Consider the following 18,378-nt stretch of genomic DNA (forward strand, 5'->3'; position numbering starts at 1 on the left):
ACTCAGCGGGAAGCAGTTTCTTCGGCGATTTCGGTGCGGTGGAAGTTCAGATGGCTACGCGACGCCGTCGGCCCCCGCTGGCCCTGATAGCGGTTGCCGTACTGTCCCGAACCGTAGGAGTGCTCCGCGGGCGAGGTGAGCTTGAAGAAGCAGAGCTGGCCGATTTTGGAACCCGGCCACAATTTGATCGGTAGGGTTGCCATGTTGGACAGCTCAAGGGTGACGTGACCCGAGAAACCGGGATCGATGAAGCCTGCCGTCGAGTGGGTGAGCAGACCCAGACGCCCAAGCGAGGACTTGCCCTCGAGGCGCGCCGCGATGTCGTCAGGAAGCGTGACCTTCTCATACGTGGAGCCGAGGACGAACTCGCCCGGGTGCAGGATGAACGGCTCATCCGGAGCGACCTCCACCAGTCGGGTCAGGTCAGGCTGGTCTTCGGCCGGGTCGATGTGGGCGTACTTGTGGTTGTCGAAGAGCCGGAAGAACCGGTCGATGCGGACGTCCACGCTCGACGGCTGAACCATCTCCGGTTCATAGGGGTCGAGGGCGATGCGCCCGGCGGCAATTTCGGTTCGGATGTCGCGGTCGGAGATCAGCACCGTCTAAAAATACCGCACCGGTCAGGCCTGGCCGATCTCGGTACGCACTGCGAACAGCTCGGGAAAGAATGTCAGTTCCAACGCCTTCTGCAGGAACCCGACTCCGCTCGACCCGCCGGTTCCGGCCTTGTGGCCGATGGTTCTCTCCACCGTCTTCAGGTGCCTGAACCGCCATAGCTGGAAGTTGTCCTCCAGGTCCACGAGCTCTTCACACGCCTCGTAGACGTCCCAGTGACCGGCAGCGTCCTCATACACCTCCTTGTAGACCTGGACCAGCCCGGGGTTGAACTCATGCGCGCGCGTTACGTCCCGTTCAAGCAGTTCCGTGGGGATAACGTAGCCGCGACGCGAGAGGTAGGCAATGAACTCGTCGTAGATGCTGGTTTCCCGAAGCAGCCGCGACAGGAGCTCGAAAGCTTCAGCGTCACTTTCGAACACCTGCAGCATTCCCGCGTTCTTGTTGCCGAGCAGGAATTCGACGGCACGGTACTGGTAGGACTGGAACCCGCTGGCTGCCTGGAGCGCACCGCGGAACTCCGCATATTCCGACGGCGTGAGCGTCGCCAGAACAGACCACTGTTCGGTCAGCGAGCGCTGAATATGCTTGATGCGCGCTATGCCCTTCATGGCTGCCCGTAGATCATCCGCCTGCAGGTGCGTACGGACCGCACCGAGCTCATGCAGGACAAGCTTCAGCCAGAGTTCGGAGGTCTGGTGCTGGATAATGAACAGCATTTCATCATGGTGTTCCGGCCTACTGACCGGATGCTGCGCGGAAAGAATGGAGTCCAGAGCGAGGTAGGACCCATAACTCATCTTCCCCGAGAAATCCTTTTCGATGCCTGCTTCAAGGTTTCTGGTATTCCGCTCCACGCTCATGCCTCCCAGCGTAGTTCTTCGCACCAGTGAACTGCGCCACCGCGATCGCGCCTTTGGAGACTGCCATTGAAGACTGTCAGGGGCGGCCGCTAGGTTGGGGGAACCCGAGGAGGCGCCATGATCCCACCCACACCGTCCCACGTTCGCTGCAGCATTGTTCCGCCCTACCTCTTGGCACGGCTGGCTGGACTCGAAGCTCCGGAACATCAGTCTGCCGCGGCCGCCGCCCGGCGCGCACTGGTGGAGTTGGACCCGATCCATCATGCCCGCGCCACAGCTCCCAGGGATCCATCGCGGGGAGCCGGTACCGCCGTCGTCCTGGCCCTTCGCCGAACCATAGCGGACGCAGGCGGCAGCGAATCCCTGCCTGGACAGATTGTCCGCCGGGAAGGCGATCCGCCTATGGGCGATGCAGCGGTGGATGAAGCGTATGCCGGCCTTGGTGCGACGTATGAGCTGTTCAGCGAGGTGTACAAAAGAGCGTCAATTGACAATTCGGGCCTGCCGCTGGATGCCACGGTTCACTACGGGCAGCAGTATGACAACGCGTTCTGGGACGGCACCCGGATGGTGTTCGGAGACGGTGACGGTGAGGTCTTCGGTCGTTTCACGGCGTCGCTCACGGTGATCGGCCACGAACTGGCACATGGATTCACCCAGTACTCCTCCAACCTGCGGTACCAGGGCCAGTCGGGCGCGCTCAACGAATCCATCTCGGATGTCTTCGGCGTGCTGGTCGAGCAGCGTCAGCTGGGCCAGTCTGCAGATGCAGCGAGCTGGCTGGTCGGTGAAGGCCTCTTCACTGACCAGGTGGAGGGGCGCGCGCTGCGCTCGCTGAAGGCGCCGGGAACCGCTTACGACGACGACGTCCTCGGCAAGGATCCACAGCCCGCCACCATGGCGGATTACGTGGACACCACGTCGGACAACGGCGGCGTGCACATCAATTCCGGTATCCCGAACCATGCCTTCTACATCGCAGCCGCACGGCTGGGCGGAAATGCGTGGGAGCGCTGTGGGCAGATCTGGTATGACGCCGCAACCGGTGGCCGCGTTCCCACGGACTGCGATTTCTCGCTGTTCGCTTCCGTAACCGTTGAAGCCGCCATCGCCCGATTCGGGGATGGGTCACCGGAGGCGGACGCGGTCCGTTATGCGTGGCGGGAAGTGGGCGTGCTGTGACGCGGATTGAGGTATCGCGTTCGGGCGGATTCGCCGGGCTGACCCGCACGTGGAGTGTGGAGGTGAGCTCCACCGAGGCGGAGGAACGCTGGCTGCCCCTCCTGGAGGGTGCGGACAACAGCGGAGTCGAGGATGCTGAACGCGATCGCTACGTCTACCACATCGCTATCGGTTACCGGGAAGTGACCGTCGCCGAGAGCGCGGTGGAAGGCCCCTGGAAGGAACTCGTGGAGTGGGTCAAAAACGCCTCGTCCAGCCAGCGTGGAGAAGACTCGGGTCAGGAATCCGGTCAGGCGCCCGGCTGAGGTCCGCCAAGACGCCGGTAACCGCGCGGGCGCCTAATGCATCCCGCACATGTTGTAGTGTTTATGGAGCGGTTTCGGCCGCATGCGGGCGTAGCTCAATGGTAGAGCGCTAGCTTCCCAAGCTCGATACGCGGGTTCGATTCCCGTCGCCCGCTCCATAGGTAAAACCGTACGCTCTTCACGTGAAACCGGCCGCTCCAAAGGTTGGACCCGCGCCTCCGAGGTACAACGGTCAGCTTGTAGAGCGCGGCCCAAACATGATTACCGCAACGCCCGCGAGGCAGACGGCGCTTCCGATCAAATCCCAGAGGTCAGGCCGGAAACCGTCAAAGGCCATACCCCACGCAAGTGATCCCACAACGAAGACGCCGCCATACGCGGCAAGGATCCGGCCGAAGTGAGCATCAGGCTGCAGAGTCGCAACGAAGCCGTAAGCACCGAGGGCCATGACCCCCAAACCTGCCCACCACCACGGCTGGCCTTCCCGCACGCTCTGCCACACGAGCCACGCTCCCCCGATCTCGGCCACCGCTGCGACGGCAAAAAGGACAATGACGAGAAGGATGCTCATGACCCCATTATTTCGCTGCGCTGCAATTTACTGCTCTGCTATCTAGCTGCGCCGCAATGTCCCTGCGACGTTGTCTCCCTGCGCTGCTATTTCCCAGCCACGTTCTGGGCGCGCGCACAAGCCAGCCGTCCGGCTACGAAACCTTCGGCACAATCGCAACCAACCGGCGTCGTTCATCGTGCGCTGATGTCCAGCGAAAGCGAACAGTCAACTGGCCGCGACGGGCAAGCACGACGGCGATGCCTCCCGCCGCCAGAACGGGAACACCTCCGGCAATCACCATGGTGGGCTGTGCGCCGATGTTCTCCGCAAGCCACCCGATCATGGGACCACCGAGTGCCTGCCCGCCGATGAGCACCATCATGTAGAGGCTCATCACGCGTCCGCGGATGGCCAGGTTGGTGGATGTCTGAACCAGCTGGTTGGCTCCCGTGACAAACCACAGGCAGCCGATTCCTGCACAGAACATCAGCATGGTGAATACGAGTTGGCTAGGCACATACGCGGCGATCACCATGAACCCTCCAAACGCCGTCATTCCGCCAAGCACCCCGCGCAGCCGCAGCGTTGTTCGGCGGGTAGACGCGAGAGCACCGACCAGCGAGCCGCTCGCCAGAGCGGTATTGAGCAGGCCGTAGCCGCCCGCCCCCGATTCGAAGACGCTGTCGGCAAAAGCTGCCAGAAGCACCGGTGTGCTGAGCGCAAAGACGGCCACGAAGGCGGCGCAGACCGTGGTCCAGAAAATAGCCGGCTTGTCGAGGAGGTACCGTGCACCCGCACGCAACTGCCCCTTCGCGCGGGGTGCCGGCGCCGTCGCGTTGAGTTGGTCAGTACGCAGCCGGGCCAGCGTCAGCACTGTGTAGCAGCAGGCAATCGCGTTGATCGCGAACGCCCACCCGCCTCCAACGGCAACAATGAGCAACCCACTGATTGCCGGACCCACCATGGCGCCGAGTTGGAAGATCGACGAGTTGAGGCTGATGGCATTTCGCAGGTGGATTGGCCCAACGAGGTCATTGACGAAGACCTGACGCGCGGGAGCGTCCACCACAGTCACCAGGCCGAGGACAAAGGCAATGAGGTAGACGTGCCACACCTCGATCAGACCCGAGAGCGCCAGCACCGCCATGGCTGTCGCCATGAGTGCCGCAACACTCTGCGAAATGATGAGGAGGGTGCGTTTGGAATAGCGGTCCGCCACCACTCCTCCCCAAGGCCCGAGAACCAGCATGGGAGCGAACTGCAGCGCAACAGTCACGCCAACGGCTGCCACGGATCCCGACAGCTCGAGGACCATCCAGTCCTGTGCGATGCGCTGCATCCAGACAGCTACGACGGCGATGAGGTGGGAGAGTGCGAACAGGCGGAAGTTCGGGATGCGAAGCGAGATGAACGTGTCGCGCCAGGCTGGGCGCTGCGAGGTGACGGGAATCGGGGCGGTCAGTGTGGGATCTCCGGCCGGTGCGGAGGGCGGTGGGGGTGCCAAGGGAACTTTCCTGAACTTGGTGGGATAGGGATTGGAGCGGTCAGTACCCCTTCAACGCTAACCAGCCACCCTCCTATTAGGAATGGTGATTGAGCTTATAAGTACTATTGAGAAACGTAATGGCTGGACGAAGGGTAGCCCGTGTACGACTCCATCCAACTCAAATCCTTCCTGGCCGTCGCTGAGACCCGCAGTTTCACGGGAGCCGCAACCCGGCTCGGGCTGAGCCAGCCGACTGTCAGCCAGCATGTCCGGAAGCTTGAAAAGGCCGCCGGCCGGATGCTCATCGCGCGGGATACCCGGGAAGTCCGTCTCACCGACAACGGCGATGCGATGGCCGGGTTCGCGAGAACCATACTGGCGGCCCAGGAACAGGCGCTCACCTACTTCTCTGGGTCCGCCATGCGCGGACGGCTGCGCTTTGGGGTTGCCGATGACCTCGCCATCACCCAGCTTCCCCGGATCCTCCGGCACTTCCGTCAGCTCTACCCACAGATCAACCTTGAACTGACGGTGTCGCAGAGCCCGCCGCTGCTGCGCCGCCTGCGTGCCGGTCAACTGGACCTGATCCTCATCAAGTACATGGCCGGTACGGGTGAGGGCACGCTGGTGCAGCGTGACCGCCTTGTGTGGGCGGGTCATGCCAAGACAACGCTCGACGACGGCGCCCCGGTCCCGCTGATTGCCTACCAGGCGCCCAGCCTCAGCCGGCAAATGGCGATCGAAGCACTTGAGCAGGCGGGCAGGACCTGGCGGATCACGTGCAATACCCGGGAAATCAACGGCGTGCTGGCGGCCGCACGCGCGGGAATCGGGCTGGCCGTTTTTCCTCAGTCCCTCATCCCCGATGACCTCGTCCAGGTGACCAACCGCTTCGATCTGCCTCCGCTGGGTGACGTGGACTTCACGCTGCTGAGTAACCCGCTGGCGAACCAGGAGCTTGTCGAGACGTTGAGCACCGCCATCCTCGGCCGTGCGCTGCGTAAACCGACGGACTCCTGACCACGGCCGCATGGCCAGTGCCGGGGCCGGCTGAGCGTGCTCAAGGCCACATCGCAGCGAAACGCGGGCCAGCGTAGACTTGAGGCGATGAATCGCACAATGTTCAAGTCCAAGATCCACCGCGCTACGGTCACCCACGCGGATCTTCACTACGTGGGTTCTGTCACTGTTGACCTTGACCTGCTGGAAGCAGCAGACATCCTGCCCGGTGAGATGGTGTCCATTGTGGACGTCACCAACGGTGCACGTCTGGAGACTTACACCATTGCCGGAGAACGCGGTTCCGGCGTCCTCGGTATCAACGGGCCGGCGGCCCATCTGGTGCATGAGGGGGACACGGTTATTCTCATCACTTACGCAGCGATGACCACCGAAGAGGCACACTCCTATGTGCCCACCATCGTGCACGTGGATACAACCAACCGGATTATCGAACTGGGCAATGACCCTGCCGAAGGGCTTACCGAGGGCTTGCAGCGACCCCCCTTCGCCCTGAATAACGCCGCGCTGCTCTAGGTCTCCTTTCTCAAAGCGCTTCCAGTGGTCCCGCAGAATCTGCGGGACCACCTTTGTTTTTACGCTTCGATATCGGCTTGGCAACGGATCCTAGCGAATTTGTCCCTGAGGGCTTAGTGTCAGAAAGGCAAGGCTGCTTTCTTTCCTTTGACCGGCACAGGTTCTCAGGATCGGAGCGGACCAGACTCGAGGTGGAGGCGAGGTACGCATGCCGGGAAATCGCAGGATCAAGCAGCAGAAAAAGCGGATACGGAGGCGTTCGGGTGCCGTTGCGGCAACCACGCTCGGGCTTGCTTCACTTCTCCTCAGTGGATGCGGACCAGCGGAATCAGGCGTCCCCACGCTCACCTGGTATATCAACCCGGACGCGGGCGGGCAGGCCGCCATCGCGGAGCGCTGCACCGAACAGGCAAACGGTGAATACCGGATCGAAACCTCGCTACTGCCCAATGATGCGGCTGCCCAGCGCGAGCAACTGGCACGCCGGCTGGCGGCGAATGATGACTCCCTGGACATCATGAGCATCGATCCACCGTTCGTCCCTGAACTGGCAACATTCCTTGCTCCGGTTCCTGAAGACGTCGCACAGAGCACCACCGAGAACACCTTGGAAGGCGCGCTGCAGGGAGCAATGTACAAGGATGAGCTGGTAACGGTTCCGTTCTGGGCCAATACGCAGATCCTCTGGTACCGCGAGTCCGTCGCTCAGGAAGCCGGTCTCGACATGTCGCAGCCGGTCACCTGGGACCAGCTGATGGACGTTGCCGCTGAGCTGGACGTGGAACTTGGCGTCCAGGGCTCACAGGCCGAATCGATGACCGTATGGATCAACTCCCTCATCGAGTCAGCCGGTGGAACCATCCTCGAAACTCCGGAAGCACCCGCAGATGAGATTGAGTTGGGCCTTGTCAGTGAGGCAGGGCGTGAGGCTGCCCGCATCATCGGGACAATCGGCGATCAGGAGCTGGGCGGACCGGGGCTGGCAACATCCACCGAGAACACTTCACTGAACCTCTTCCAGGGCGAGTCCGGTTCCTTCATGGTCAACTACCCCTTCGTCTGGCCTGCCACGCAGTCCGCAGTAGAGGGAGGCTCGCTTGATCAGGCAGTGCTCGATGACATCGGGTGGGCGCTATACCCACGGGTTTACGAGGACCAGGAAACTGCTCCCCCGCTGGGCGGAATCAACCTCGGCGTCGGGGCGGACAGTGACAACCCTGAACTGGCGTACAAGGCGATCGAATGCATCGTTCAGCCCGAGAACCAGACCGAGTACTTCCTGACCAACGGCAACCCGCCGTCCAACTCGGAATCCTACGAGGATCCCCGGATCGAGGAACAGTTCCCCATGGCTGAGACCATCCGCCAGTCACTGGAGCTCGCAGCACCGCGGCCGCAGACCCCGTTCTACAACGAAATTTCCACCGGCCTCCAGCAGACCTGGACACCGCCGGATGAAGTGGAGCCGGAAACCACTCCGGAGGAATCGGCGGAATTCATTACCGCCGTGCTGAGAGGGGAGAGGCTGCTGTGACCAGCGCAATCACCAAGAACCCGCGGGCCATGAAGTCCGACGACGGCCCTCACAACGATTACAGCGACCGGGCAAAGGCTGAGCGACGCCTGGGGTGGTTACTCGCCGGTCCTGCCTTCATCATCATGCTGGCGGTCACCCTCTACCCGATCATCCAGGCGTTCTTCGATTCGCTGTATGCCTTCCGGTTGACGGCTCCCGACGAGCGCGAGTTCATCTTCCTGCAGAACTACGTGACCATCCTGGGTGATCCCGTGTGGTGGCGGGATCTGGCAGTCACCTCACTGATCACGGTGGTGACGGTCGCCGTCGAACTTGTCCTCGGCTTTGCCCTTGCCCTGGTGATGCACCGGGCGCTGAAAGCCGTCCGGGGTTGGCTCCGTACCGCCATCCTGGTGCCCTACGGAATCATCACCGTGGTCTCGGCCTACGCGTGGTTCTACGCATTCGACATCAGTTCCGGATATGTGAACTCGTGGTTTGACTGGGTACCGGGCATCGATCAGGACCTGAACTGGTTTGCACAGGCCAGCACGGCTCTGCCGGTCATCATGGCCTCGGAGATCTGGAAGACCACACCGTTCATCTCCCTCCTCCTGTTGGCCGGACTGGCGCAGGTGCCTGATGAACTGACGGAAGCCGCCAAAGTTGACGGCGCCACCTGGTGGGAGCAGATGCGCAAGGTCATCATCCCGAATATGAAGGCGGCCATCATGGTTGCCGTCCTCTTCCGGGCGCTGGACGCGTTCCGAATATTCGACAACGTGTTCATCATGACAAACGGCCAGTACGGAACCGAGGTGCTTTCCCTCCTCGCCTACAGAACCTCCATCAGTAGGTTGGAGATTGGCCTCGGATCAGCTGTGTCAGTACTCCTGTTCGCCTGTGTCCTGCTGATCAGCTTCATTGCGATCAAGGTATTCAAGGTGGACCTGAGCGGATCAACAGGAGGAAAGCGATGAAGTCGACTGGCCGCGAAAAGCTCATCTGGACGATTATCTCGATTGCAGTTCTCATCTATGCCTTGTTTCCCGTGGCATCGATCTTCGCTACCTCGTTCAAGGCACCCGGGGATCTGACCAACGGGAACTTCCTTCCCACGCCGGGCTTGGCCACACTGGACAATTACGAACAGATTCTGGTGGGAGACGCTCAGGGACTCTTCCTCTCCGCGCTGCGGAATTCGATCGGAATCTCGCTGATTGCAACCTTCATCGCAGTTGTGCTGGCCACACTGTGCGCCTACGCCATTGCGCGTCTTGACTTCCCCGGCAAGAAACTCATCCTGACGACGGCGCTGGCAGTCTCAATCTTCCCGGTCATCTCGATCGTCACCCCGCTGTTCAACCTGTGGCGGAACATCGGTCTGTATGACACCTGGCTCGGGCTGATCATCCCCTACCTGTCACTCACGCTCCCGATTTCCATCTGGACGCTGGCGGCCTTCTTCCGCCAGATCCCCTGGGAACTGGAGCAAGCCGCACAGGTGGACGGCGCCACGACCTGGCAAGCGTTCCGCAAGGCAATTGTTCCGCTCGCCGCACCCGGCGTCTTTACGACGGCGATCATCGCCTTCTTCATCGCGTGGAACGACTTCGTGTATGGCATATCGCTGACCTCGACGGAAGCAGCGCGCCCCGTGCCCGCGGCGCTTGCGTTTTTCACCGGGGCCTCGCAGTTCGAGTCCCCCACCGGCGCGATCTCCGCGGCGGCAATCATCGTGACCATTCCGGTTGTGCTGCTGGTCCTGCTGTTCCAGCGGCAGATCGTCTCAGGCCTGACCCAGGGCGCAGTCAAGGGTTGAGTACCAAACACATCTTGAGCAACTGAAAGAAGAGGAACCAGAACATGGCTTCGATAAGGCTGAAGAACCTCGTCAAGAAGTATGGGGACGGGTTTCCCGCCGTCAATGACATCAGTATCGACATCGAGGACGGCGAATTCATCATCCTCGTTGGCCCTTCGGGCTGCGGCAAGTCAACCCTGCTGCGCATGATCGTAGGGCTCGAGGACATCACGTCCGGCGATCTCTACATCAATGACGAACGGGTCAATTCGAAGGCTCCCCGTGACCGGAACCTGGCCATGGTGTTCCAGAACTACGCGCTCTATCCGCACCTGACGGTGTATGAGAACATCGCTTTCCCGCTGCGCCTCGCCAAGGGCAAGCACAGCGAGGAAGAGGTGGACCGTCTGGTGACCGGGGCAGCCGAAACCCTCGAACTGACCGATCATCTGCAGCGCAAGCCCGCCAACCTCTCCGGCGGCCAGCGGCAGCGCGTTGCCATGGGCAGGGCCATCGTCCGGCAGGCAGATGCGTTCCTGTTCGACGAGCCGCTCTCCAACCTCGACGCCAAGCTTCGCGGGCAGATGCGCTCCGAGATTTCGCAGATGCAGCGGCGGCTGGGAACCACATCGGTCTACGTCACCCATGACCAGACCGAAGCCATGACCCTCGGGGACCGCGTGGCTGTCCTGAAGAAGGGTGAGCTCCAGCAGATCGCCTCGCCTCGGGAACTGTACGAACAGCCCGTCAATCTCTTTGTTGCAGGGTTCATTGGCTCCCCATCGATGAACTTCCTTCCGGCCACCATCGAAGGCGGCAAACTCCAGACCGCGCTCGGTGCGTTGGATATTCCTGCGGACCGCGCAGCGAAGGCAGAAGGCCGCAAGGTGGTCCTTGTGGGCGTCCGTCCGGAGTTCTTTGAGGACGCCAAGCTCGTGGATGAGGCGAAGAAGCCGCACGGTTCCACGTTCACGGCAACTCTCACCCATACGGAGTGGCTCGGTAATGAGCAGTATGGCTACATCAATTTCGATCCCGCCCCCGAAGTACGCGAACTCCTGAATAACCTCGCACGCGAGATGGATGCCGACGAGCTGCGGCCGCAGGTTGTGGTCACCCTCGACGCCGCAAGCCGCATCCGTGGCGGCCGCGAGTCGGAAATCTGGTTGGATACCCGCAAGCTGCATCTGTTTGACGCTGAGACCGGCGAGAATCTGACCCGCGATGCCGAGGCGGGAGCAGCGCTGACCGCGGAAGCGAGTGAGGAGCGGGCCGAAGAGATCGAGAATGCCCGTCAGGCCGAGAGCGCCCAGCACGAGCAGAGCGCTGTCACCGGAAGGAGCGGCGGCAGCCACGCGGCTGCGAGCTGATACGGGACTGACGCGCAACCCGGCATCGACACGGAACCGATTGACACCGACACCGACACCGACACCGACTGAAGACAACCCGCCGCACGGCCTCCCTGGCCCGCGGCGGGTTGTACGCTGAGCATCATGGCGAGCAAAGAGGCGAAGCACACCCCGGCCCAGCACCTCGAACAGATTAGGGCCGGCTACACGTTCGATGAGCCGTCCATCCAACTGGGTGCGGCAATCGTCGACAGCGATGTGCATGCGGAAGCCGCCGTCCGGCTGCCGTTGGCCATGATGAATCGCCACGGGCTGGTATCCGGCGCCACCGGGACCGGCAAGACCATCACACTGCAGGTCATCGCCGAACAGCTGAGCGCCCACGGCGTTCCGGTCTTCCTCGCTGACATCAAGGGAGATCTCACCGGGCTATCGACCCCGGGCACTGGCGCCGAGAAGCTGCTCAAACGCACCCAGTCAGTTGGTCAATCCTGGGCTGCCCAAAGCTTCCCGGTAGAGTACTTCTCGCTTGGCGGAGACGGCGTGGGTGTTCCCATCCGGGCGACAATCTCCGACTTCGGCCCCTTGCTCCTGGCCAGGGTACTGGACCTGAACGAGACGCAGGAGTCCAGTCTGCAGCTCGTATTCCATTACGCCGACAAGGCAGACCTCGAGCTGTTCAACCTCGCTGACCTGCGCGCGGTCATCTCCTTCCTCGTCTCCGACGACGGTAAGGACGCACTGGAGAACCTCGGCGGTCTCTCGAAAGCGACCGCGGGAGTGATTCTGCGCGAGCTCATCACCCTTGAAGCCCAGGGCATGGACCGGTTCTTCGGTGAGCCGGAATTCGACACGGCCGATCTCCTCCGCTCGGATGCCGAGGGGCGCGGAATCATCAGTTGCCTGGAACTGCCCACGCTGCAGCAGAAACCGCAACTGTTCTCCACCTTCCTCATGTGGCTGGTCGCAGATCTCTTCGCGGACCTCCCGGAGGTTGGGGACATCGACAAGCCGAAGCTCGTCTTCTTCCTCGACGAGGCACACCTTCTCTTCAACGGCGCCTCGAAGGCTTTCCTGCAATCCATCCAGACCACCGTCCGGTTGATCCGATCCAAAGGCGTCGGTATCTTCTTCGTCACCCAGACACCGCGTGATGTGCCCGCGGAGGTGCTGGGCCAGCTTGCCAACCGGGTGCAGCACGCGCTTCGCGCTTTCACGCCCGATGACGCGAAGGCCCTCAAATCCACGGTTTCCACCTTCCCCATCAGCCCTTACGACCTCGAAGAAGTTCTCACATCAGCCGGCATCGGCGAGGCTGTGGTCACCGTCATGAATGAGAAGGGCGCTCCCACACCAGTAGCTTGGACGAGGATGTTCTCGCCGCAGTCCACCATGGGGCCATCCCCGGCAGGAGTAGTCGAGAGCATAGTGACAGCCTCGCCGCTCCTGGCGGACTACGGCACACCCATCGACAGCCATTCCGCCTTCGAGAAGCTCTCTGCATCCGAACCGGCGTCCACAAACATTCCTGCAGAATCGGGAACAACAGAACCGGGAACTGCAGAACCGCGGACGACGGCGGCTCCCCCTCCGGTCGGTACTCCGCCTCGCGGCCGCCCCTCCCAAGCTGAGATTGATGCCGAGGCACGCCGGATCGAGGAAGACATCCTCGGCCGGCCCAGTAGCCGTCCGCCGACCACCCGCCGGGAGCAACCGGCTCCTGAAAACGGCCGGGCTCATCCTCCTGCTGCGCCCGCCGGGCAAAAGCAGCAGGAAAAGAACGAAATGATGGACTTCGCGCTCAAGACTGCGGGCACCATTGGTGTTGAACTGGTTCGCGGGCTTTTTGCTACGCAACGGAGGCGCCGCCGTCGTCGTTGGTAGGTCCGGCACCGCCATTGGGTAACGTAAGAGGGTGCATTCGTCCCGCCTGATCCGAGTCCTGGCCGCCTGGCTGCTCGGGCTCATGCTCGCGGTCACCGCGGCGATCGTCACGGTGACCCTTGTCAACACCCACATGTTCGGCCCGCACCAGCAGGTGGAAAGCTACCTCGAGGCGCTCCGCCAGGGCGAGGGAGAACGGGCACTGGGGCTGTTGAATGCGACTGCTCCTGACGCAAATGCGGCGCTCCTTGACGGGCCTGCCCTGCAGCGAGCTACGCAGGGTGTAGAGAATGTCGAGGTGGGTACGCCGCAACCGGCGGGCGAAAACCGCGTTGAAATTGGCGTCTCCTACACCGTCAATGACACCGCGCACACCACCACGTTCCTCCTTGAGAAGACCGGCACTGAGTGGCTGTTTTTCAACCGGTGGGAGTTTGTCCCCTCAACCCTGCCCACGCTGGAAGTGTCGGTCATCAACCAGAACGAGGCCACACTCAACGGCACGCGGGTGCTGATGCCCGAAGGACGCAACCGGTTTGCGGCCTTCTACCCCACCGAAGTGGAAGCCCACTACACAAGCGAACACTTCGCTGCGCCGGCCCAGACGGCCGCCATCACCGGCCGTCAGCAGACACCGGTCAGCCTGAATCTCGCCACGGCAGCAACGCCGGCGCTGACCGAGACGGTGACCGCCCAGCTGAAGACGTTCCTCGACACGTGCGCCAAGCAAACCGTGTTCCAACCGGCCAACTGCCCGTTTGGTTTCGAAACCGGGAACCGGGTAGCCGGGCCCATCACCTGGTCCATCACGGAATACCCGGAAGTACGCATTGAACCCTTCAACGGCGACTGGGTGATTTCTCCGCTCACCGGCACTGTGCTGCTGGAGACGAGCCTGCAGGACCTCTTTACGGGCATCATTGAACCCGTCAGCGTGCCGCAGGAGTTCGGCTTCACCGCGCGCCTCGCCGTTACCGACGAGGACATCACCGTGACCCCCGTGGTGGAGTACTAGTCCAGCCCCCGCAGATCGAGCGTCAGTTCGGTTTCGCCGGTGGAATCGAAGGTCACCGGGATTCCCCAGTCCTGCTGGTAGAGGTGGCACGCGGCATGGTCCGGTATGTCGCCGCCGGGCTCACCGTCACAGGCCGCAGCACGCGCGGTGATATGCAGGACGCCCTCGGGAACATCACCGGAGAGCACCAGGCGACGTGTCAGGCCCACTCCGGTCCCCGCACCTGACACCAGGAGGGACTCCGGCGACGAGGAGATCTTGAGCTGCGTCGGATCTCCCCACCGGTCGTCGAGCTTCTGGCCCTTCGGCGCACTGAACCGGACTGTTACGCCAAACTCCCCTGCAGCCACGGCCGTTTTGGGCCGCTGCGTCTGCGAGGCACCCTCATCCACCGCAAGAGCCTCCCTGGGAATCGGAAGCCGCACGAGCTGGTGCTTGTTCGCCTCGACAACAATGAGCAGCGGTTCGCCGCCTGATTCCAGCGGCGCCTGGTCAACAAGTACGTCAGAGGGCTCGGCCAACCCGCGCATGAGCGTGGAAACCTCACGGGTTGCCGGATCATACCGGCGGATAGCCCCGTTGTAGGTGTCGGCAATAGCAACCGACCCGTCCGGAAGGGCGGTGACACCGAGCGGGTGCTGGAGGCGGGCCTGCCCGGCCTCACCGTCGCGGAACCCGAAGTCGAACAACCCGGTACCGATGGCCGACTGCACCTGCGTCCGGCTCCTGCCGTTGACCGTCAGGAAGCTCAGGACCCGCAGTGCGGAGGTTTCCGAATCAGCGACCCAGATGTTTCCGTGCGCATCTTCAGCCAGCCCGGAGGACTGGGCAAACCAGGCAGCAGACGAATCACCGTCCAGCAGGCCCTCAAGCCCGGTGCCCGCGAGAATGTCCACGGCGTGGGTGAGCGGATCGAACGTGAAAATCTGGTGGGTGCCCGCCATGGCCACGACAACCCGTTCCAGGGTGGTGGACCAGATGACATCCCACGGCGAAGACAACGAGACTGCGAGGGCGTCCGTACCGAGGAACGTGTCCTCCAGCCGCGGCGCGGCGTCCTCCGGTATGTCAGCGGCGTCACCACCGAGATCATGGGAGACCTCCTGCAGCTCCGCCGGGCGGGCCTTGACCTGGTTGCCGGCATCGAGCAGTCGCTGGACACCGTTGCCCGCGATAGTGGTCACCGTACCGGTTTGAAGCGACACCGCGCGCAGCCGGTGGTTCACGGTGTCCGCAATTACGACGTCGTAACCCACCTTCCGCGCGATCGGTGCCGGAAGGAGGGCAAGGCCCTGCGGTTCATTGAACTGGGCATCGCCCGGACCGCCGTCTGCAAAACCGCGTGTGCCGGAGCCGATGGTGCGCCGCACGGTCTCGAGATCAGCCTCAAGTTCCACCAGCCGGTGGTGGCCGCTGTCCCCCACCAGGAAGGTGTTGGTAGCAGGCAGTGCAAGTACCTTGCCCGGGAAGCGGAGATTGCCGGCGGTCGGTTCAGCGGGCACGTACGGACCGTCGCCGCGGTGCAGGGTGCCCTTCGCCTCGTGCTCGGCCACCAGTTCCTCAACGAGGGACTCCAGTCCCGCCGCGTGCCCCTCGCCGGACAGGTGGGCAACGATATAACCTTCCGGATCGATGACCACCAGAGTGGGCCAGGCGCGGGCGGTGTAGGCCTGCCAGGTGTCCAGTTCCGGGTCATCGAGGACCGGGTGGTGAATCTCGTAGCGCTCGACTGCCGCCGCGAGGGCAACGGGATCCGCCTCATGCTCGAACTTGGGCGAGTGGACGCCCACGGTGACGAAAACATCCGAGTACTTTTCCTCGAGCGGCCGAAGCTCATCGAGCACATGGAGGCAGTTGATGCAGCAGAAGGTCCAGAAATCCAGCAGGACAATCTTCCCGCGCAGATCCTCAAGCTTGAGCTGTTTGCCCCCGGTGTTTAGCCAGTTCCGGCCGACGAGTTCTGAAGCGCGAACGCGGTAGTCGACGCGAAGCGAAGTTTCGGTCATTCAGGGTCTCCTGTGGGGGTTGTGCGCTGTCCTGCGGGAGGGTCGTGTGGCCCACTGGCTCTCGAGGACCCGGTGCGGTCCCGCTCTGCCAGTGAGGCGAACATGTTGTTATAAGCCGACAGCTCGGCATTGTTATTCCGATCAGCGGCCCGGTCCGTGCGCCGCGACTCCTTAGCGTCACTCCGGGACCACATCACGGCCACGCCGATCGCCAGGAGGAGAGTCGGGATTTCACCGATGCCCCAGGTCACTGCACCGCCGATCTGCTGGTCCGCAAGCGCCGACGGCCCCCATTCCCTGCCCATGTTTCCGAACCAGGACGCCTGCAGCAGCGAGGTGCCGCCGGTGAGTGCAACACCGAAGAAAGCGTGGAAGGCCATGGTGGCGAAAAGGAGTACCAGCCGCAGCGGGTAGGGTGCACGGCGTGGGATCGGGTCTGTGCCGATCATCGTCAGCACGAAGATGTACCCGGTGAGCAGGAAGTGCAGGTTCATGAGTTCATGGCCCACATGCTCGCGCAGGGCAAAGCCGAACAGCGGCGAATAGTAGAAGATTACGATGGACCCGGCGAAGTTCGCCGCTGCGAACAGCGGATGGGTGACGAGCGCCGAGAACTTCGAGTGGACGATCACGAGGATCCATTCACGGATGCCCCTGCTGCCGTCTCCGCGGGGTGTGAGCGCCTTCAGTGCAAGCGTGACGGGTGCGCCGATCACCAGGAACAGCGGAACCACCATGGTGAGCGCCATGTGGTCGATCATGTGAGCGCTGAAGAGCACCATGCCGTACACGGCGGGAGCTCCGGAGGTGAAGTACGTCAGCGCGATCAGCCCGATGAACCAGGAAACGAGCCGGAGCACCGGCCAGGAATCACCGCGGCGGTGCAGTTTCATCACGCCCAGAATGTAGGCAACAGCAACAGTGACGGTGAAGGCGATCCACAGCCAGTCGGGGCGCCACTCGGTGAGCCAGCGCATCGGCGTCGGCTCCGGAGGCAGCTCGTAGCCGGTGAGGATGCGCGCAGGGGTGGCGTCAGGCTGCAATTCTTCGGAGCGCGGCGGCGCCGTCCTCGCCAGCGCAACGGCAACACCGGAAACGGCACCCATAATCACAAGCTCGACGGCGATGAGCTGCCACAGCACGCGTCGGGCTGACATGTTGGTATCCAGCTGCGGAATGATCCACTGCCGGTGCATCAGTCCGATACCACCGAGGAGAATGGTGGCGATCGCCTTGAAGGTCACCAGCAGCCCCCATTCGGAGCCGAGCTGGGAGAGGCTGCCGATGCGCAGGCTCGCGTTGATGATGCCCGAGAGGAAGACCAGCGCGAAGGCGAAGCCGGCAAGCGAGGAGAAGCGCTTCAGCACCGTCGTCGTCTGGGGTCCAAGCTTGCCGCCGATCGCGGCAAGGACAATGATCCCGCCTACCCACAGGCAAACGCCCACGAGGTGCAGCGCGATGGAATTGATCGCGGCATAGTGGTCATCGCCGCCCGCTGAGTGGCCGATCAGGGCCATGGGAACCAGGCCGCCGATCGACAGCACGAGCGTGAGTGCAAGCCATAGGCTTGACCGCGCGCCGAAGGTCATGGTGGCAACCACTGCCGCGATCATGGTGGTGGACAGCCAGGCCCGCCCGGTGTCGAAGTCCGTCAGGTAGGAGGCCAGGCCCTGGGTGTACGCGGGATCGCTGCTGAGGGGCAGCCCCGCAGCATCCGAGTAGGTCAGCACCAGGACTGCCAGCGCCGAAAGAGTCCAGGCGACAGCTGCCCAGGACGCGAGCGCCATGACCCTGGCGAAAGCGGGAGTCTCGTCAGCGTCCGGGCTGGGATCATTTCCGCGGGGGTCGCCCGCACGGCTGGATCCGCTGCCCCGGCGGACGTGCCGCGGCAGGATCACCACCGCGAAGACAAGGGAGCCGATGACCGCGGCGACGGAGACGTTGTGGAGTGCCTTTGACACAGGCAAGCCCCACCGTGTGAGTACGCCCGGGTCGCTCAACTGGCGTGGTGCTGCTGCTCCGGAGAACGCGAGCGCAAGCACCACCGCGAGAAGAACTGTTACTCCTGCGGCGATCACCCAGCCCGGCTTGACGCCTCGCTCACCGGTGGCACCGGCGCTGCCGTGCTTCGACTGGTTCGTTGTTGTGGCCACGCTTCCCATTGTCTACCCGCAGTAGAACAACGGCCAACTAAGGTGGTTTGGCGCACGGACGGTGAAACTGCCTGTTCTCAGGGTTAAACGAAGCGAGGGCTGCCACCG

General features: G+C 62.8%; 16 protein-coding genes and 1 tRNA gene. 11 read left to right on the forward strand and 6 right to left on the reverse strand.

Annotated features, from left to right (window positions below; all coding sequences use genetic code 11):
* Nucleotides 1–2: 2 nt before the first annotated feature.
* Entirely contained in the window at nucleotides 3–599 is a 597-nt protein-coding gene (dcd, locus tag ACZ2GY_RS13875; protein ID WP_471672149.1) for a dCTP deaminase, read from the reverse strand.
* Nucleotides 600–620: 21 nt separating this feature from the next.
* The gene (gene kynA / locus ACZ2GY_RS13880; RefSeq protein ID WP_277357385.1) at nucleotides 621–1,478 is read right to left on the reverse strand and encodes a tryptophan 2,3-dioxygenase; all 858 of its coding nucleotides are present in this window, start codon (nucleotides 1,476–1,478) and stop codon (nucleotides 621–623) included.
* Between the two features lie 117 nt (nucleotides 1,479–1,595).
* On the opposite strand from kynA, the gene ACZ2GY_RS13885 reads away from it, so the two are divergent.
* The 3 genes from ACZ2GY_RS13885 (at nucleotide 1,596) to ACZ2GY_RS13895 (ending at nucleotide 3,123) form a co-directional block, all read left to right on the forward strand.
* Nucleotides 1,596–2,660: a M4 family metallopeptidase gene (locus ACZ2GY_RS13885; protein WP_471672150.1), complete on the forward strand. Its 1,065-nt coding sequence runs from the start codon at nucleotides 1,596–1,598 to the stop codon at nucleotides 2,658–2,660.
* Complete coding sequence (locus tag ACZ2GY_RS13890) at nucleotides 2,657–2,965, forward strand: protealysin inhibitor emfourin (protein WP_318532997.1); 309 nt, start codon at nucleotides 2,657–2,659, stop codon at nucleotides 2,963–2,965. Before ACZ2GY_RS13885 ends, ACZ2GY_RS13890 begins: the two co-directional genes overlap by 4 nt.
* Nucleotides 2,966–3,049: 84 nt before the next feature.
* Nucleotides 3,050–3,123: transfer RNA gene (locus tag ACZ2GY_RS13895), tRNA-Gly, on the forward strand.
* A 74-nt stretch (nucleotides 3,124–3,197) separates the two neighbouring features.
* Here ACZ2GY_RS13895 and ACZ2GY_RS13900 read toward each other — a convergent pair.
* Nucleotides 3,198–3,536, reverse strand: coding sequence for a YnfA family protein (locus ACZ2GY_RS13900; RefSeq protein WP_277357388.1), 339 nt, complete (start codon nucleotides 3,534–3,536; stop codon nucleotides 3,198–3,200).
* Nucleotides 3,537–3,669: 133 nt separating this feature from the next.
* Nucleotides 3,670–5,022 (reverse strand): MFS transporter, encoded by a 1,353-nt coding sequence (locus tag ACZ2GY_RS13905; RefSeq protein ID WP_471672151.1) that lies wholly within the window; start codon nucleotides 5,020–5,022, stop codon nucleotides 3,670–3,672.
* 141 nt (nucleotides 5,023–5,163) lie between these two features.
* Between ACZ2GY_RS13905 and ACZ2GY_RS13910 the strand changes: the two genes are divergently transcribed.
* From ACZ2GY_RS13910 to ACZ2GY_RS13945, 8 genes are all read left to right on the forward strand, one after another.
* Entirely contained in the window at nucleotides 5,164–6,024 is an 861-nt protein-coding gene (locus ACZ2GY_RS13910) for a LysR substrate-binding domain-containing protein (protein ID WP_277357390.1), read from the forward strand.
* Between the two features lie 87 nt (nucleotides 6,025–6,111).
* The gene (panD, locus tag ACZ2GY_RS13915) at nucleotides 6,112–6,540 is read left to right on the forward strand and encodes an aspartate 1-decarboxylase (RefSeq protein WP_277357391.1); all 429 of its coding nucleotides are present in this window, start codon (nucleotides 6,112–6,114) and stop codon (nucleotides 6,538–6,540) included.
* A 208-nt stretch (nucleotides 6,541–6,748) separates the two neighbouring features.
* A complete protein-coding gene (locus tag ACZ2GY_RS13920) occupies nucleotides 6,749–8,074 on the forward strand; it encodes an extracellular solute-binding protein (RefSeq protein ID WP_471672152.1) in 1,326 nt (441 codons plus the stop codon).
* A 29-nt stretch (nucleotides 8,075–8,103) separates the two neighbouring features.
* A complete protein-coding gene (locus ACZ2GY_RS13925) occupies nucleotides 8,104–9,036 on the forward strand; it encodes a carbohydrate ABC transporter permease (protein ID WP_056546506.1) in 933 nt (310 codons plus the stop codon).
* A complete protein-coding gene (locus ACZ2GY_RS13930) occupies nucleotides 9,033–9,878 on the forward strand; it encodes a carbohydrate ABC transporter permease (protein ID WP_056544451.1) in 846 nt (281 codons plus the stop codon). The genes ACZ2GY_RS13925 and ACZ2GY_RS13930 overlap by 4 nt, the downstream gene beginning before the upstream one ends.
* 44 nt (nucleotides 9,879–9,922) lie before the next feature.
* The gene (locus ACZ2GY_RS13935; protein WP_056544454.1) at nucleotides 9,923–11,230 is read left to right on the forward strand and encodes an ABC transporter ATP-binding protein; all 1,308 of its coding nucleotides are present in this window, start codon (nucleotides 9,923–9,925) and stop codon (nucleotides 11,228–11,230) included.
* A gap of 126 nt (nucleotides 11,231–11,356) precedes the next feature.
* Nucleotides 11,357–13,096 carry a helicase HerA-like domain-containing protein gene (locus ACZ2GY_RS13940; protein WP_471672153.1) on the forward strand — a complete coding sequence of 580 codons (1,740 nt, stop codon included), beginning with the start codon at nucleotides 11,357–11,359 and terminating at the stop codon, nucleotides 13,094–13,096.
* Nucleotides 13,097–13,127: 31 nt separating this feature from the next.
* Nucleotides 13,128–14,111, forward strand: coding sequence for a hypothetical protein (locus ACZ2GY_RS13945; protein ID WP_471672154.1), 984 nt, complete (start codon nucleotides 13,128–13,130; stop codon nucleotides 14,109–14,111).
* Here ACZ2GY_RS13945 and ACZ2GY_RS13950 read toward each other — a convergent pair.
* Together ACZ2GY_RS13950 and ACZ2GY_RS13955 are read right to left on the reverse strand one after the other, a co-directional pair.
* Nucleotides 14,108–16,117, reverse strand: coding sequence for an NHL domain-containing thioredoxin family protein (locus tag ACZ2GY_RS13950; RefSeq protein ID WP_471672155.1), 2,010 nt, complete (start codon nucleotides 16,115–16,117; stop codon nucleotides 14,108–14,110). The two genes, ACZ2GY_RS13945 and ACZ2GY_RS13950, sit on opposite strands and share 4 nt — an antisense overlap.
* The gene (locus ACZ2GY_RS13955; protein WP_404800688.1) at nucleotides 16,114–18,279 is read right to left on the reverse strand and encodes a bifunctional copper resistance protein CopD/cytochrome c oxidase assembly protein; all 2,166 of its coding nucleotides are present in this window, start codon (nucleotides 18,277–18,279) and stop codon (nucleotides 16,114–16,116) included. The genes ACZ2GY_RS13950 and ACZ2GY_RS13955 overlap by 4 nt, the downstream gene beginning before the upstream one ends.
* Nucleotides 18,280–18,378: the final 99 nt, after the last annotated feature.

The sequence above is a fragment of the Arthrobacter sp. KKT183 genome, assembly GCF_055657625.1.